The sequence below is a fragment of the Vibrio sp. 378 genome, assembly GCF_033339435.1.
In genome coordinates, this window is the sequence record NZ_JAWOUO010000252.1 from 1 (window position 1) to 912 (window position 912).

Here is a 912-nt window from a genome sequence, read left to right on the forward strand (position 1 = left end):
GCTTAAACAAATGAAAATCGCCACTTTGTCACTTATCGCTCTCATTGCTAGCCCTATGAGCCTTGCTCACGATTACGAAGCCGGAAAAATTCACATCGATCATCCTTGGAGTCGTGAAGCGCCGCCAAATGCTCCTGTTATTGGCGGATTCTTTCAGCTGACCAACCATGGGGATACGGAAGACGCGTTGATCGCAGCAGAAAGCCCAATCGCTGGCCACGTGGAAATCCACACTCACGCGAACGAAGACGGTGTAATGAAGATGATAAAAATCGATGAAGTGCGTGTAGCGGCACACGAAACCGTGGTATTTAAGCCAGGCAGCTTCCATTTAATGATCTTCAACCCAACGCAAACATTGCAAGAAGGTGATCGCTTCCCAATGACGCTGACGTTCAAAAACTCAGGCAAAATCGATGTTGAAATGGCGGTGGAAAAGAAAGGTCATATGGAAAAACACATGCACCACTAAGTCCCTTTCATTCCATACAAAAGAGCCCGGTCATACTGCCGGGCTCTTTTATTAGAAAAAGGTTCTATTTAGCGCGTGACATCAGTAACTCGCTCAGAACTAAAGATCACTTAAAGCAAACGTCCGCCCAGCGTGCCAAGCCTGCGGTTACCGAACCAAAATAGTTACCGCTGACGACAGGAATATTTGGCAACACGGTTTGTACCGCGTCACGTAAAATCGGCGAACGAGCGGAACCACCAGTCATAAAGATCGCATCCGGTTTTACGCCTGCTTGCTCAACAGCTTCTGTTACCAGCGCCGTCATCTTGTTCTTTGGTGATTCAATCGCTTCAATCATCTCATCACGCTGAACGTCCACTTCAATCAGCTCCGACAATAAGTTGATACCAGTACGGTAAGCCGTTTGATCAGAGAGTGCCACCTTCGCTTCTTCTGCA

Annotated in this window: 2 protein-coding genes; one reads left to right on the forward strand and one right to left on the reverse strand. The window is 47.6% G+C overall.

Annotation, left to right across the window (positions count from 1 at the left end; genetic code table 11):
* Window positions 1-10: 10 nt before the first annotated feature.
* A complete protein-coding gene (locus R7Q48_RS25515; protein ID WP_318132945.1) occupies window positions 11-472 on the forward strand; it encodes a copper chaperone PCu(A)C in 462 nt (153 codons plus the stop codon).
* Window positions 473-578: 106 nt separating this feature from the next.
* Here R7Q48_RS25515 and R7Q48_RS25520 read toward each other — a convergent pair.
* Window positions 579-912 (reverse strand): Hsp70 family protein (locus tag R7Q48_RS25520; protein WP_318132944.1); only part of this gene is annotated, 334 nt, incomplete at its 5' end.